This is a genomic window from Bradyrhizobium nivariense, from assembly GCF_029846695.2.
GTDB lineage: Bacteria > Pseudomonadota > Alphaproteobacteria > Rhizobiales > Xanthobacteraceae > Bradyrhizobium.
In genome coordinates this window covers 1-15,808 of sequence record NZ_JARWCR020000112.1, presented here as the reverse complement: position 1 = coordinate 15,808, position 15,808 = coordinate 1, and the positions used below count along the sequence as shown (strand labels likewise).

7 protein-coding genes and 5 pseudogenes are annotated in these 15,808 nt (G+C 59.5%); 8 read left to right on the top strand and 4 right to left on the bottom strand.

The features are described from left to right. Positions 1-128: 128 nt before the first annotated feature. The 6 genes and pseudogenes from QCM77_RS43585 to QCM77_RS43560 all read left to right on the top strand — a co-directional run. Positions 129-590: pseudogene (locus tag QCM77_RS43585) on the top strand (alpha-hydroxy-acid oxidizing protein); the annotation flags it as partial. A gap of 95 nt (positions 591-685) precedes the next feature. Next, complete coding sequence (locus QCM77_RS43580) at positions 686-1,366, top strand: E2 ligase fold family C protein (RefSeq protein WP_511337231.1); 681 nt, start codon at positions 686-688, stop codon at positions 1,364-1,366. Positions 1,367-1,381: 15 nt separating this feature from the next. Further along, positions 1,382-1,936 (top strand): hypothetical protein, encoded by a 555-nt coding sequence (locus tag QCM77_RS43575; RefSeq protein ID WP_280096873.1) that lies wholly within the window; start codon positions 1,382-1,384, stop codon positions 1,934-1,936. Between the two features lie 539 nt (positions 1,937-2,475). Next, complete coding sequence (locus QCM77_RS43570; protein ID WP_280096872.1) at positions 2,476-4,134, top strand: hypothetical protein; 1,659 nt, start codon at positions 2,476-2,478, stop codon at positions 4,132-4,134. A 135-nt stretch (positions 4,135-4,269) separates the two neighbouring features. Continuing rightward, positions 4,270-5,331: pseudogene (locus QCM77_RS43565) on the top strand (IS630 family transposase). A gap of 1,713 nt (positions 5,332-7,044) precedes the next feature. Next, entirely contained in the window at positions 7,045-10,179 is a 3,135-nt protein-coding gene (locus QCM77_RS43560; protein WP_280096871.1) for a Ulp1 family isopeptidase, read from the top strand. Between the two features lie 542 nt (positions 10,180-10,721). Here QCM77_RS43560 and QCM77_RS43555 read toward each other — a convergent pair. Together QCM77_RS43555 and QCM77_RS43550 are read right to left on the bottom strand one after the other, a co-directional pair. After that, positions 10,722-10,973, bottom strand: a complete 252-nt coding sequence (locus QCM77_RS43555; RefSeq protein WP_462804408.1) for a hypothetical protein — start codon at positions 10,971-10,973, stop codon at positions 10,722-10,724. A 670-nt stretch (positions 10,974-11,643) separates the two neighbouring features. After that, positions 11,644-12,498: a host specificity protein gene (locus tag QCM77_RS43550; protein ID WP_280096870.1), complete on the bottom strand. Its 855-nt coding sequence runs from the start codon at positions 12,496-12,498 to the stop codon at positions 11,644-11,646. A 993-nt stretch (positions 12,499-13,491) separates the two neighbouring features. Between QCM77_RS43550 and QCM77_RS43545 the strand changes: the two are divergent. Both QCM77_RS43545 and QCM77_RS43540 read left to right on the top strand, forming a co-directional pair. Further along, positions 13,492-14,067: pseudogene (locus QCM77_RS43545) on the top strand (autoinducer binding domain-containing protein). Positions 14,068-14,079: 12 nt separating this feature from the next. Further along, positions 14,080-14,169, top strand: a pseudogene (locus QCM77_RS43540) (LuxR C-terminal-related transcriptional regulator); the annotation flags it as partial. A 156-nt stretch (positions 14,170-14,325) separates the two neighbouring features. On the opposite strand, the gene QCM77_RS43535 reads toward QCM77_RS43540, so the two are convergent. Further along, positions 14,326-14,841: a tetratricopeptide repeat protein gene (locus tag QCM77_RS43535; RefSeq protein WP_280096869.1), complete on the bottom strand. Its 516-nt coding sequence runs from the start codon at positions 14,839-14,841 to the stop codon at positions 14,326-14,328. A gap of 119 nt (positions 14,842-14,960) precedes the next feature. Continuing rightward, positions 14,961-15,683: pseudogene (locus QCM77_RS43530) on the bottom strand (FHIPEP family type III secretion protein); the annotation flags it as partial. Between the last annotated feature and the right edge of the window lie 125 nt (positions 15,684-15,808).

Sequence of the window (15,808 nt, the reverse complement as noted above, 5' to 3'; positions counted from 1 at the left end):
CTCAAAGGCACAAACCAGTTGCCGAAGATCATCGCAGGTGTCAGATTCAACGACGGCATCGAGGTCATCCAAGCGCCGGCAAACCACGCCGCCTGATCACCCCGTCACCCAAAATCCCGCATAGCTCCGTCGAGGCGGGCGTGGCGGTGATTGATGTCGCCTGCTCCGGCGGCACCAGTTGGGCAGCGGTGGAGGGCGAGCGCGCCCGCGATGCCGCCGACCGTGCAGTGGCGATGGCGTTCGCCGATTGGGGGATTTCGACCGCGGCCAGCGTGCAGGCGGTACGTCGGGCGCTGCCAACGATGAAGCTGATCGCGTCGGGCGGGATCCGCGACGGCGTCGACGTGGCCAAGGCAATCCGCCTGGGCGCGGACATCGCCGGGCGGACGGCCGGCGTGCTACGCGCGGCGACGGTGTCCACCGAGGCGGTTGTCGCGCATTTCGAGATCGTCATCCGCCAGTTGGCTGTCGCCTGCTTCTGCACCGGCTCGGCTGATCTGGCGGCGTTGCGTCAGGCCCGCTTGTTGCCCTCGGCGGATCTGCGGTTGATGCCGGCGTCGCCCGCACGTGGCGGCGGGCGCCTAGGCTAGTCAATATCGCATCGTACCGGCTCGGCGGGGATGGCATGTGGCGAGCCCTGACCATTGGTCAGGTTGCGCGGATGATTTCGATTAAGGATTGAACCATGGCCATGGCGAACTTCATGGACCGCGCGGCGTCGGCGGCGTCGCGGGTGTTGACCAACTTCAAGATGTCGACGTTCGAGGAGAGGCTTACGGCGCCGGTGATCGGAGTGTTATTCGACGGCGCAGCCGTGAAGTCGCCCGAAGGCAGCGCCAGCCTCGATTTGATCATCAGGTTGTTGACCCGTCTCTACCCGACGATTGCGCTGCGGCCGCTCGATGCAAGGGCGAAGGATCACGTTCCCGCGCTCGAGTTCTTGGCGAAGTCCATCAATTCCGAGATCGAGCTCGCCAAGACCAGGAAGGCCGTCACAGTTTCCGTGGTCGTTGGAAGCAGCCCGCCGCGCACTAACTGTCCAACCTTCTTTATCGGCTCGGACGGATGGAGAGCTAAGCTTTCGAGCCGCGGTCTGGTTGGCTCCGGCGAGTCGATGAATCCGTTCGGTGCGGGAGCTGCGTCATACTTCGCCGCAGCCAACGTCTTTCGGACGGTGTTTGCCGAACAGCTGGACCAGGGCGACGCGGACGAACTTATCGACCTGTCGATGCGGACCTATGCTCAGGGCGCTCATGACTCCGGTCCGGGCTTTGAGGGAGCGCATATAGGTGAGACCCACGTCGTCGGTCTCGGCGCGATTGGGAATGGCGCCATTTGGGCCTCGGCTCGCACGGTGGGGTCTTAAGGGACGCTCCGTCTGGTGGACCATGAGGAGGTCGACCTCTCGAATCTGCAGCGCTACGGTGCTGGCCGGCCAATGTCATGTTGGCTCACCAAAAGTGAATCTGGCGCGGGCCGCCCTCGTGGACCGGCGCTGAATGTGTCGGCGCATTCTGTCAAATGGGACGCCTATGTAAACAACCGCAACGATTGGATGTTCGAAAGGATCGCTGTGGCATTGGACAACGATCCGGATCGTATTGCCGTGCAGGGAGTGTTGCCGAAGTGGATCGTAAACGATTGGACGCAGGAGATCGATCTCGGCGTCTCGCGCCACGGCTTGGATGACGGCCGTGCATGTCTGGCCTGCCTTTACTTGCCACACGGGAAGATAGAGGACGAAGACGAGAAGATAGCTGAGGAGCTGAGGATCACGGAAGCCAAACAGGAGATCCGGGCTCTTCTTCAAACGAACAGGCCGTTGGATGCCGGTTTCCTCGAGCGCGTTGCGAAGGCCTTCGACATTCCTTCGGATTCCCTTCCATCCGATCGTTTCACCAACGGGCAATCTGCGGCGGGGTCGTTATGCGCCTGACGGGTGGAGCGCAGCCCGTGAAAGCGTACCGATGTCATTTCAGTCGGCTCTTGCTGGCATAATGCTGGCGGCAGTCGCGTGAAGCACGCTTCGGGGGTGAATATGCCGACCACGAGCACACGGATCAACCTGCTTCGTCCACTCGCCGCGCATCTTCACGACCCCAAGGCGAAAGACACGTCAGGACGCTGCATCTGCGCGGACCGGGACTTCCTAGCTGCGTACCGGCGGAAATACGAGATCTCGTATCCAAACTAAGTTGGCAGAGAACGTTTCACGAGACTGGTCTCGTTTGCGTTGAGAAATAAAAGGATTCTGGAATCTTTGGCTAAGACTGGGCTGAAAAGGAGTGGCAATAGCTCTTAATCAGCGGGTCCTAGGTTCGAGCCCTGGTGCGCTGGCCAAGCCGTTCACGGACTTAGCCGGATAGCGGCGGCACAGGAGAATGGCCTCGACGTCGTGCAAGCTGTGGCTATCCTTCGACACCATGATTGACCATTGAGGGCCGCGGGGCAGTCTCGTCTTTTGCGAATGTGGCGATGCAGTACTTCACGAGCGACGGCCTCGTCAGGTTTTCGAAAGCTTGCCCGAGTAAGGTTGCTCAGGTGATTTGTAAACGTGAGGCTGCGATGGACCCGCACAATTTTGACTCATTCAATGTTGGAGGTTGGCCGCAGGTAGAGCCTCCCGTCTCGCACGAGCCTGAAGCGAGCGACGTCGGCCAAGCGGCCTTTGAGCAGCAATTGCACCAGGCGCGCCCAGCCGGTGCCGTGATGCCCGATCGGGGGCCGCGCGGTGGCCTCCGTCCCAATGTGTCTAGCGACCGCCAGCAGTCCCCCAACGGGCTGATGGGTGCAATTGCCAGGAGCAACATCCTGCCAAGCGAGGAGGTCCTGATCAACGATGAGCGTGATACAGCTGCGTTGAGAGCAGCGAAGAGGCCGAGGACCACAAACAATCCGCAAGGCGTTGCCATTGAGCGGCAGCTGAGCGAGATCGCCAATTCCGGTGAAGGTGGTGGAGCAATGCCGCCAGCCTCGGCGCTGCAGCCGGCTCAGTCAACGGGGGTTGTGATACGGCACGACAGGCGGCCTCTTTATTCCGAGGATGCTTCCGCGATTTTGGGGCTTGAGGAGGCTCTCATCAAGGCCGGGATGGCCAAAATCACTGCCCAGCAGTATGTAAGTTCTCTTCTTGGCTTTAGCCGCTGGCTCTTCGCAAAAAAGAAACCGAGCATTGTTGCTCGGCTCGACAGCAATTCGCTGAACGCCGGCAATGGCAGTGACGTGCACGAGCACATCGGAAACGGTAGTCAGAGGCTCATTAGCGCATTAGACCATCTCCGGACCTTGCGGTCAGGAGCCGTGCCGATCATACGCGGCGCCAAGCGGAATCCTCGCGCCCCGAACGTGGCCCTCATCAATCCCGAAGGGGCGGTAGTGACGGAGCCGAGACGCGTCGGCGCCACCGCTGCGCAGCACAGCGCGTCGCAGGAAGCTGACACTCGACGAGAGGAGCTTCAGGGACGGCGGGATAATCAATCCGCCCCGTCGGCTTTCGTCCAAGAGCACGTCGCGTTCTATCCACAGCAGATTGCTCCGGAGGAGCTTCGGCGAGTGCTGGATCATCTGAATGATCAATCCATCCCATCCCCAGTCTCCGTCCCTTCAGCGGAGCTTGAGCGACTGGAAAGGGACGTGCATGACGGGCTTCGCGGACGACAGGACGATCACGCTGCTCAGTCGCTCTCCGTCGATCCAGAAGAGTTCACTTTCAATCCAAAGCAGTTCTCTCCAGGCGAGCTTCAGCGAATGCTGGATGATCGATCCATCCCGTCGCCAGTCCCCGCCGGTCCAGAGTACTTCGCTCTAAATCTTGAGCAGTTCTCTCCGAAGGAGCTTTGGCGGCTACTGAATGCTGATGAACCCGCTCCGTTGGGAGTGGCATCTAGTTCAAGCCCGGCAGATCAGTCGGCTTGCGAGCCGGGTCCGCTGCCGAATCTATCAATGTACCTTGCCCTCGACTTCCAGCACGGCGCCCAATGGGCGTCGGAAGACTTCATGCAAGGAATGCGCTTGCATAACCTGCTGCCGAGTGCGTCTCAACCGGAGATAAAGTTTCCTCTCAATGGCGTGAACTACGCGGCCACATTAGGGCCGGCAGGCCATGAGGATCAGGTTTTTCTGCGCCCAGCATGAACACCGGATTGCCGTACGGCAAAAAGGACGTATGAAAGCGGCGCTCGATCAGCCGTCGCTTTCCTTCCATGTGTTGGCTTGCTTGAAGATCGTTCCTGCCAGAGGCATCAAGATCGTCTTGACGCGCTGACGGCGATGCTCGGCGGCGGCAAGCACGCCGCCCGCAAGCTTAAGCGGGCGCAGATTTTGCTGGCGGCCAATGGAGGCTGCCGCGACGAGGAGATTGCCCGGACCGTGAGTGTCAGCCTCTCCACCGTCGGCCGGACCAAGCGCCGCTTCGTGGAAGGCAATCTGGAGCGGGCCTTGAGCGAGGAGCCGCGTCCGGGCGCTGAGCGCAAGCTGACCGGCAAGGAGGAAGCCCTGCTATGGCGACCGCATGCGCCAAGCCGCCCGCCGGCTGCAAACGCTGGACGCTGACGCTGTTGGCCGACGCGATGGTCAAGCTCACCGATCACAACAGCCTGTCGGGCGAGACCGTGCGTCGCCGGCTGGCCGAGAATGACCTCAAGCCGTGGCGCAGGGACATGTGGTGCATTCCCATGTCGACGGCGAATACGTTGCCCGCATGGAGAACGTGCTCGACCTCTACGCCGAGACGCAGAATCCCGCCCGGCCGCTGGTCTGCTTCGACGAGACTCCCATCCAGCTGATCGGCGAGGCGCGCCAGCCGGTCCCGGCCCAACCGGGACAGCGCGAGCGCTACGATTACGAGTATCGCCGCAACGGCACCGCCAATCTCTTCGTCACCTTCGATCCACATCGGGGCTGGCGCAACGTCAAGGTCACCGACCGCCGCGCCGCCGTGGACTACGCCGTGATCTCGTCGACGTCCATTATCCCGACGCCGCCTGCATCCGTGTCGTGCAGGACAATTTGTCGATCCATAAGCCTGGGGCGCTGTTTGAGGCCTTCGCGCCCGCCGAGGCCCGGCGCATCCTGCGCCGCCTCGAATTCCACTTCACTCCGAAGCACGCCAGTTGGCTCAATATGGTCGAGTGCGAGATCAGCGTGCTACAGCGCCAGTGTCTCGGCCGCCGCATCGACGATCTCAAAAGGCTCCGAAACGAGATCGCAGCATGGCAAAAGAGGCGGAATAAAACCCGAGCCCGCATCAAATGGATGTTCACAACAGATAAAGCCCGCGCCAAACTCGGCCGCGCCTATCCAGCCACCCCCAAAGAGTCAAAATCACTGTGATTACCACTAGTTTACGATTTCCCCTAGTTCGCAGCAGATGCGGCGCTCGCCTGAAGCGAGGAGCGACTACTTGCGCTCAAAACGAGATTCGGGCCGCTCTGGCTAATCGAAGGAAATATCGAGCCTTCTCGATAAGTGCTACTCGGAACAGCTCGGCGTTGAATCGAGCGCGGGTCCGCTCCATTATTGCAGAAGTCGCAGCCATCACATATGTCATAAAGTTCCGCAAGTGCGGACGCTCGCATTCGAGACCATTGAGGCGCTTCCATCGCAACCGCTGGCGGCTGGCGCTCGTCTTCATCAGCGTGCTTTCTCTAAGTGGCTTTCCCATCATGATCCGTGAGATCGCGCAAGCCGTCAAACTAGGATGCACTGCTGTCCAAGATCGCGAGCCACTGCATCAAATGACTTGCGCGCAGAATTCCTCCCTAGCCTAAGGCCCGCTTCGGCGGCGCTTTTTTTCGTTCTCGCTAGAGAATTTGATCTTGGACGCGCCAACTCAACCACGGGTGCCGAATGTGAAATCGGGGCCGCAATGGTTAAGGCACCAGAAGGCCGCGCGTCCAGCCAGGTGCGCTCGTGAAATCGTAACCCCCACACGATCACAAATGCGTTTACGTGCTTGCAGCACTACCAGGGCAGATCGAACGGATGGTGATTGTCGGTAAGGGCATCCGCAATCATTTAGAGGCTGAATACTGGTTTGCTTCGACAAAGGGACGGACGTCGCATGACGCCCTGTGCGCTCCGGAAACACCCGTCGGTCCCGTCAGGTTTTCGAAAGGTTGTCCGAATAAAAACCTGTTACCATGAGAATTAGTTATGACCACGTTCCCTCCGACGAGCAGAGTCTGGCCCAGCAGCGCGATGCGCTGGCCGGCGCTGCTGGCGCGGATACGACCGCTTTTTCGGGAGCTTTAGCAGCCTACCCACCAGCCTCTGTCGCTGTTGACAGGAGGCGGGGAGGGATAATCAACTTGTACAGCGCAATCAGCAATAGCGGTGGTGGTCAACGTGTCTCTTTGTTTTCTGATGCTGGTCAACGCGATGAGATCGGAATGATGACTGTGTTGTCGAGGCGCGACACTTTGCGAATTACCGACATAAAGAGTTGCGGCCGATTCCAGGTACAAAGGGATAGGGACGGCTCTGGTCGACATCGCCGATTGGATTAGAGAGTCAGCGGGCCTTTCCAGTCTATCCCTCATTTCTATAGACGACGGGGCCTCCGTCTTTTTCTATAAGAACGGATTCCGATTCGCTGGAGAAGGGCAGGACGAGAAGAACTTTGAAATGGGGAAACATATTTCCGATCCAGGATCCCCGTTTCCTGACGACGTCATGCTTTCGGGCGATATGGAGCGCAGGGCTTAGCGCATTCTTGGCGGCTGTACTGGCCAGCCTCTGAGTGCAACCAATATCAGTTGAGGCTGAGTGCAAGCCGCGACGTGAATCCAGGCCTTTTTATGAAGGGATCGTTGGCGCGCGCGGCCATCTGCTGCCGAGGAGGCCAGCGGGTTCGTCTGCGGCAGCTAAGGCTGGCGCTGGTGTGAGTAATGCGCGAACTCGGAGCGGCGCGCGACGACAGTCCTCTTGTTGTTCTGGTTGCCGATCTCGGCAATCGGCTTTCTGAAGCTGGAGTCTTTGTGGTCAGTGCACCCGAGTTTGGCTCTGGGGCAGCTATGAAGAGTCATCTCATCTAGGGAGAGTAGTATGGAACCGAGCTATAACGGTCCGAACTATTGGACGCATTGGTACGCTGACCAGCAGGAGCTGCAGCGTGCGCGGCAAGAGCCGGATAATGAGCCTTCGGGCCAAGCTGGCTTTGAGCAGCAGTTGGGCGAGCTGCAACTCGGCTCCCCTGATGAGAGCTCGGCTGAGCTGAGTTCGCCCTACACCCGACTCGCGAAGGCGCATGACAGTATCCAGCGCACTGACGTTGGCGGTTCGATGCCGATGCCGCCGCAGTCCAACCTTCGGGGTAACTCGTTCAACAGCGCGCGCTACAGCGTAGATCTGCCTCGCGCTCACCTTGGTGGCTCAGCTGCTGGCACATCGCAGTCTGACGTGCGTGACAGGCTATTCAGCAGCGCGCCCTATACAGCACCATCGGAACCGGAACCCGTCGCGCGGACAAGGGATAAGAGCGGAGGACTGTTTTCTCGGGTTAAATCAGGGCTCGGCAAAGTCTTCGGAGGAAGTCGCGGTGAAAAGTCGTTCGGCGGCCCGGCGTCGGATGTGGTCTATTCAGAGCTTCGTATCGATTGCTACAAGCGCAGCCGCGCATCCGAAGAGGACGCGCCCCTCATTTCCGAGTTCGCGCGATGGGCTGCAGGCAGTTATGCTCCCAATAGCATTGAGAAGATGGTGCAACATCTGGGCCGGTTCTGCGAGTTTTTAAAGTCCAACAACTTGACACTGGCTAGCCTGCTTGAAAACCCTATTCAGTTGAAGGCCCATGCGAATGAATTTGTGAATGCGGGGGGCACAAAGCGAGTGCATGCCGCATTGGAAGCGCTTCGGAAGTCCCGCGCCGGCGGTTCTCCTCCTTCTCCGCCGCCCCTTACCGGAGACGCGCTACTCATTCGCCAGTACGCGGCAGCAGCCCGGGCACATAATGTTCCCGACAGAACCTTCGGAAGGCATACGGCTGTTCTTACGCACTTTGCTGAGTGGCTCACAGCCAAACAGAAGCCATCCCTGACTTCTCGGTTTCGAACTGACGAATTAGCCGAGGACATCATGGCCTACGGCGAGGAGAATGACCACAGGGGCCGCCTCTTCGTTGCCCTGAATCATCTCCGAAGGCTTCAGCCTGACGGGGGAGGGTTCGAAACACTCGGACCGGGGCCACGCGTCATGGGGCGCCGTACTTTGGGTGCTCATGAGAGCGACGCCGGCATCATCGACGGCGCCACTGACGTAGCCTTGGGCAGGCTTGGACCTGAATCGACTGCCAAAGAGAGGGAGCCTATCCTCAACGTCGCCAGCGGTCAGCGCAGGCTTAGTGAGTGGCTGAAAAGAGAGGGCAGGGAGAGCATAGAGAGTCGACTCAACGGCAGTGAGGAGCAGGAGAAACAATTGGAGAAAGATATCTCGGAGTTCAAGCGAGACATTGGCTATCCGAAAATCAGCTTGGGGATCAACGACCTTCGGGAGTACCTACGCGGCGAGCCCCAGCACGGGCTTCATCCTCGCCGGCTTCATCCTTATGCCGACGACGCCAGCATCATCGATGGCTTGGCCAAGGAACAGCTAAGCAAGCTCGGATCCGACCCGGCTTCCCAATCGAAAAAGAAATATGTGCAGAATACTGTTTCGGCGCAACGTAGCTTCAGTGATTGGCTCCGAACCACGGGTAAAGAGAGCATAGTGAGTCGAATCAACGGCAATGATCAGCAGCAACGGTCGTTGAACGTAGATTCGCGGGAATTCACTCAAGCCAAACGGAACATCCGCCTGAGTTTGAACAGGCTACTCAGCCAGCTTGGGCCGTACCTACGGCTCGTCGAAGCAAACAGAGCGCTGGGAGTGGTCTTCCCTGAGCGGCCGAGGCAGGAATCGCCGCTTGCGGGGTCGAGCTTATCGTGGCCGCGAGTGCCGTCCGACTTCGACCCGAGCGAGTGGCTGCCGCTCGCGCCAGCTTGGTCGCCGCGAGGGCTGTCCCCGTCCGAATTCAGCCTCGGTGATTTGCCGACGCCGCCTGACTTTGGTCCAAGTGAGTGGCTGTTGTTGCCGTCCGACTATGGGGCGAGCATCCGACCAATTCCGGATGCCGCGCCAGCTCGGTCGTCAGAGATCTACCGCGGTCTTGATTCTCTGGTTGATCTGCCGTCCACACCGCAGAATCGGACGTCAGAGATCTACCGCGGTCTTGATTCCCTGGTTGATCTGCCGTCCACTCCGCAGGAGATGCGTGACGATGCTCAGTCTGCGCTGGCGCCTAGCTCCGGCGTCAGATCGCCGTTCTTCATCGGGCCATCAGGCGCACCTCAGGAACTGGAGGATATCGGACATCTCGTCGGTAGGGATTGGCAGCATGGTACCCAGCCCGTCCCGGATTTCCTGGTTGATGTGCTGGACAACAGAATGCTGTTGCCGAATTTGCGCATCGTTCCACAGCCGGTCTCTATCAACGGTGAGACCTACTCGATCATGTTGGGACCGCGAGGGCGCCTCGATTCTCAATTTATCCATCATCCTCGTCCATCCTCGGCTCCGGATGCTCAGATCGGCGCGTTGGCTACGGGGGCCTCTTCTTCCCGCGACCGCAGCGGACGGGTGCTCGACGCCGAGCAATGGCTGGGTGACGAGCATATCCAGCGGGATTACGAGCTCCTAGCGCAGGAGCTGGGGCGGAGTGATCCGAATCTCGCCACCCGGACGCGGTTCGTGGATCCCCTGATCGCCTTTCAGCTGAGCCATGGCGCCGATACCGACGCGCTACGCGCGCTCCATCGCCTTGTCGATGATCGGAATGGTAACGATATAGTCGATTTCCTGTTCTTGCCAGTTAGCGATGCTAGCCCTACGGACCGCGGTCGCCGCGGCGACCATTGGTCGCTGCTGCTGATTGATCGCCGCGATCGGGAGAGGCCGGTTGCCTATCACTACGACTCCGCCCGGGGATTCAATGATCGGCCTGCACAACGGCTCGCAGAACGGCTGGACGCCAACCTGCAAGCCGCCAGCATGCGCCAGCAGAATAACGGTTATGATTGCGGCGTCTTCGTAGTGGATGGCACCCGGGCGCTGGTTGGGCGATTGGCGGTAAGACGGCAGGTAGACCTGAACCTTGACAATCTCGTCGTCGATCGGCGGGCACTGCAAAACCGACTGAGGGGCTGATGCCGGCTTCGACTGACCGTGCGCGCCCAGCTGGTTGGAGCGGCTTCTCGCCGACCCGACCAGAATGCGAAATCAGCGCCTCGCAGAGCATCATGGTGGCTCACAATGTGGAGCGGATGCCGGACTAAGGCTGTTTTCGTAGACCGCGAAGGAGCCCGACGGGCGATTTCGGAGCCAACGTCTTCCGATGTTCTCACAGCCGTCATCAAGCTGTCCGGTATCATCGTTCCCCGCCGCAGTTAGGCCTGAAGACGCGGCTGCGCGCCAGGCGCGTGGAGATCTCGCGCCTGGGGCCGGCGATTCGGTCAGTGCACTGTCAATCGGCCCTTTAATTGCGGGTTGTTGTCAAGCTACCATTCTTTCTCTCCAGTGACACGCCGGCAGCGATTGCTCCGTCGGAGCTGGTCGGTGTCATTCAGAGCCAGGATGGCGTTGGTCGGCTCGCGGCGCAAATTGCCCTCATACTTGGAAGAGGGCCCGACGGCTGTTAGCAGCTTGGGATCGGTTGTCGTCGCCCCGATTGCGCTGCGGATCTGGCGCATCTATTTGCGGACGGCATCGAGGAAGGCCAGACTGGCATTCTCCATCAGATGCCAACGATCTGCGACCTGTACCGCGTGCGGCACGGCCTTCGCCGCGGCTTCGCCATATCCTCCGCCACGATCACGGGCGACGATCGCGATGGTGGGATGAGCAGCGAGCCAGGCTGGGGTGGTCGCGGGTTGACTACCCTGCGCTTTTCCAGATTGCAGATGATGCTGGGTGTCGGTGATTGCGCCGCCAAGCCCAGTCATCAATGCCGATAACCCTGAGAGGTCAGCTGGCCGACGGCTATGGTGTCGGAACACGCGCGGGAGCGTATCCTCACTCACCAGCAGCATCCGCCGTTTTGGGGAGCCTGCCGCCGGTCGTCCGCCGAGCGCCAGACCAAAGTGATGGACGATCGCGTCCAGCCTCGCGGTCCGTCGCGCCGATGGAGCCAGTACCCCTTCAGCAAAGCGCTCAGTGAAGACCTGGCGCCCACATAGGACGGCGTTGCAGCGGAAGCGGCGGACGTCGCGAGCGCGACCGCCACGACGACCGGTTCTCCCAGCATCACCGACGGATGCACGCCAGCTCTACTTCTGATTGTCTCCCGCAGACTACGAAAGGATGGGCAGGATTCTAAACTAAGCTCGGTCGCCGCCGGCCCGGTTGTTGCCCCAGAAGCGCTATCAAGCTCTAATTTGTCGGAGGCCGTCGCGGACGAGATCAAACGGGACGCAACCAGCACGCGCCATTCATCCGGCCGCTATGCAGATACTTCCAAATATCGGAGCAGATCATCAAAGCGCTTCCTTCCGGCATATGCGAAAAGGCGCTTCGGCGGGGAGCGCGCTTTCAGTGCGCTCCCGCTTCTCTATGCCCTTCGCGCCCGGCAAGGCGAGACACGATTTTGCTTTCGTGGCCTTCCGATTGAGCTTCTCAGTCGTCGCGTCCTCCGCGAAAAGTGAGCGCCCGCTCTAAGTACCAAGAAAGGTCATCGCCGGACGAATCTGTCTCGACAAACTGTTCGCTTTCGTCGCTACTTCCTTCAAGGGGATCCTCGCTCTCAGCTTGGAGATACAGTTGAGGCCTGTCCGCCCGCTGCCATTCACCGTTGCCATTCAGCGTCCACTTATCGCGATGCCGTTTGGGATCAAGCACAAACTCGTTTCCACCCACGTCAACAAAGCCCATCTGCTCCAGACGGGGCTTCAGCTCATCGTTAGCAGGACGCGACATGATCAACGGCTTCTTGCCGTCGAGCCGAAGTTGATGTTCGAGCAGAACATCGCCGGCATTCTCAACGAGGGGATGTGTTACTCGCAAAGCCACAACCGATGAGATGTTTTTTCGCTCGGGAAAGTGTTCTTCCTGCCAGTCTCTCCCTTTGATGCGGAATCCTGGATCCATTCTTAGGAGCCCGACACTCTTGTCGCCCAACCGGTAGCTGAAGTACCGCGAACCCGGCGTGTCTTCTTCGCTCGCGCCGCCTCTAGCGAGCATTGCGCTGCGCTCGGCTTTTGAGGACACGAAATCCGAGTACTCTTGGGGATTTTCGGCTATGTGCTTGACATCATCGCCGTAGAAATTCCTCAGTTCTTGCTCGTACGTACCCCTGTCCATCTCAACGATAGGAGGGTTAGAGGTAAGAGAATAGGGCCGTGTCGTCGACGACGAAGCAGCCGTCTCTGCGACCGCTCCCGCGAACGTCGGGTCATCTGCTAGCTGTCCCGATTCATAGGCTTCGCTGGCAGTTGTAGATTGGTTGGATGATCCGGTGATTCTGCTATACATGCGATCCGCTCTCATATCGACATAGCTGCGCCATAACTAATATGGGTCTCCTCGAGATCCGGTGGCAGCTTAAGCGAGTCAGCTGACCACAAGCTGACGTAGAGAAATGTGCAAGAGTGCAGCCCCGATCTCGATCTGATCCAGGCTGGGCACATGGAGCGGTTATCTGGCCAGCGCAGCCTTCGATCTGGACGATATGCCCGTGATACCAACGTCACGCGAGGGCACCGAGCCCTTGCGCTGCTGCTATGGCTCGAGAAGAGCACGCAGACGAAATCCTGATGCCGATTGCCGAGCGGTACGGCGCGACGTTCATCTGCGGAACCGGGCGAGACGTCGCTGACGTCAGTTAATCCGGCCGGCCTGAAAAGTCGGCGGCGCGAGGTTCGGAAGTTGGAGCACAATCACGGGCTGCCAGCTGCAGCCGATCGCGCCCTCGCACGAGCGCGTGCGGCGGTTTCGAAATCTCCGTGCTAGGGGATAATCATCCAGTGCAAACTTGGAAGACATTTGCTCTCGGGCCGAGCGCTGCAACCTTGATCGAGCGGCAATGTCGCCCGGGGCGGGAGGCTGGCCAAAGTGCAATATGTTAGGTCCCGCAATTGCTGATGCAGAATATCATCCCCTCGCCAGTAGTGCAAACAACGTTGTCGCACGTGCGACGAAGTCGCAATTGCGACAATGATCCTCGCGCTGGCGTTAGATCCCCGATCTCTCAAGTGCTTGTCCTATGCGGAGCTGGTACGATATTTTGCTGGACGCTTTAGGTCCGTCCGCTCCGCGAGAACTGCATGCACAGTTTTCGCTCCATCAAGCAAGGATCCGATCCGACGCAAATCAACATGCAGCGGTGACAAGCCACTATGATTGTCGCGTTCGGCCAACGACCTTGCAAGCGAGAGAAGGCCTAAAGTGGCACTGGACTCTCTCCGCGATAGGTTCAGTCAAACCACGCAGCACCGGCCTGCCTAAGTCGGCGGCGCGAGGCGCGAAATGGACTTCTACAGCTTCTTCGAATGTGCAAAGCAAACGCGATCTCCGAAGGCGTTGTTCGATCTGCCTGTGATCTGTTCGAGCGAACAGGGCTTCAGTCAAGTCGCTAACGGGGCACTGACCTACGCGGAGCCGACTCGGCTGCCAGAGTATCTGCCAGCGTGGATGATCGTGAACTTTCCTTCCGATTGTTGCGAGCGCTATTCTGAATTCGGGTACAATGCCATCGTTCCCGTGGTTCGGCGGACGACAATGCTATCGGCACCGTTTCCGTGGGATCAACTCGCCTAGCAGTATCAATTGCAACCCGGCGAACCGCGCGTGTTGAACGAAGCCAGAGAGGCCGGCCTGAAGCATGGCGTAAGCGTACCATTGTTCGGGCCATTCGGGCGGCTATCTGTCGTATCGCTTGTGTCCCGGTTCGACGATGCCGACCCTCAGCATCGTCTCGGTCATTTCCACGCACTGGCTTGGCAGGTTCATCTTGCGTTTGCAGAGATCACGCCTTCATCGGACGGCAGATGCGATGTGCAAATTGCCCTATCCAAGCGAAGCAGGACTGCCTCCGGCGGGTAAGACGGAAAACCATCTTGGGAAATCGGAGTCATACTGAAAGTAAGCGAGAATACCGTCAACTTTCACCCCAAGAACGCAATGCGAAAGCTTGGGACGAACAGCAGTATCCACTGCGCTGTCGAGCCGATCCGCCTCCGGTCCGAGAAACTGAGCCATCTCGAGCATTGCCACGCGCTGCATGGCGACAGGCATCGCCAGACGAGCGCCTATGGCCGGGGGGCGCGCGACGCGCGAACATGCGCCTCGGTGAGAGCCAGGCTATTTCGAGTGCATCAACGCATGCGCCACGTCGGACGGCGCTTGCAAGCTGGCGTTTCCGCTCTCGGCCTTGCCATCAAGTGCCAGCGAAAGGTTCAGATTCTTGCGCAACATCTCATTGTCTGGCTCCGTTGCAAGGGCTCGTTGATATAGCGCTTGTGCCTCACGGTGACGTCCCTCGCTGTCGAGGACTGCGCCTTTCGCGTTCAGTGCACGCAGATCGCCAGGCGCTGCCAGCAAGACGCTGTCCAGTAGCTGAAGCGCCTCATCCGGGTGCTTTTGCGTCAGTAAGGCCCGCACCAGAGGAATCGCCGCATCAACGTTGCCAGGCTGTTGCGTCAAAGCAGCGCGCAGGGTGTTCTCGTCGGCATCCCGGAGTAGTGTGTGCGCAATGCGCTCGCGCACGGCAGGATCGACATCCTTGGTAGCTAGCAACTCTGGTCGCGGCGCCTCCCCTACTCGAAGACCCGACTGATCCAAGCTAGCGCAACCGCCGACCAGCAGAATGGCGAGCACTGCGAGAAGCCTGGAGCATGAGCCTGGACCAAAGGGACACAGCTGCCGCCCGATTTGTTGTTGCATCATAACGTCCATCACACGATCAACTGCTGTGCTTCATAAACCCGATGCGGCGACTAACCACGCGGCTCCGCTGACAAACCGTTCTCCTTGGCTGCCGTGAGCTTGACGGATCCAACCGGCTGGATCGTGAAATCGGAGGCGAGATCCTGGTAGGACAGAACGGGGAGATCAATACCGTTGCGGGTGAGAAAACCGCGGACGAAACGCCGGATATCCATTGAACCCAGAATGACCGGCCGGCTCTGACCCGATGCGATGCTTGAATGGATCTGACGGAATTGCGAAAGCAGCCTCTCGGTTTGCCAATCCTCTAAAACGAGGTAGGGGCCGACAGCGGTATCACGCAGCGCACCGCGCACGATCTCCTCAGTTTCACGCTCGATGATAAAGGCGGCCACCACACGGTGGGCATTGGCATAGCGATGGCAGATCTGCCGCCTCAGACCGGAGCGAACATATTCGGTGAGCAGCACGACACTTTTCTCGCGTTCGCTCCATTCGGCCAGCGTCTCCAGCACCAGGCGCGTGTTGCGAATGGGGATGCCCTCGTCCAGTAAGCGGCGCAGGACGTCGGCGATCCGGGGAACCGGCGTCGTGCGCAGCACCTCCTTCACCAGATCAGCGTACTCCTGCTCCATCCGGTTGAGCAATTGACGCGTCTCATGAATGCCTAGCAAGCGCTGTGCGTACCGTGTCAATGTCGAATGGACGCGCAAGCCGACGACTTCGCTCGGACTATGATACCCTATTCCGGCGGCTTTGAGAGCCGGCGCATAGAGCCGGTCCCGATTGTCTGAACAAAAATTCCGCGTCGATAAGTGGAGACTCTGCCGGTGTTAGGCCGCCGCGCGGAGCGGAGGAAGATCGAAGTAGGCTTGATCCGGGGTGCGGTCGTCAAGGC

What these genes read in the sequence shown, in the direction of transcription:
- QCM77_RS43555 (WP_462804408.1), bottom strand. Translation starts at nt 10,973, where the DNA reads ATGACTGGGCTTGGCGGCGCAATCACCGACACCCAGCATCATCTGCAA.
- QCM77_RS43580 (WP_511337231.1), top strand. Translation starts at nt 686, where the DNA reads ATGGCCATGGCGAACTTCATGGACCGCGCGGCGTCGGCGGCGTCGCGG.
- QCM77_RS43550 (WP_280096870.1), bottom strand. Translation starts at nt 12,498, where the DNA reads ATGTATAGCAGAATCACCGGATCATCCAACCAATCTACAACTGCCAGC.
- QCM77_RS43570 (WP_280096872.1), top strand. Translation starts at nt 2,476, where the DNA reads ATGCAGTACTTCACGAGCGACGGCCTCGTCAGGTTTTCGAAAGCTTGC.
- QCM77_RS43560 (WP_280096871.1), top strand. Translation starts at nt 7,045, where the DNA reads ATGGAACCGAGCTATAACGGTCCGAACTATTGGACGCATTGGTACGCT.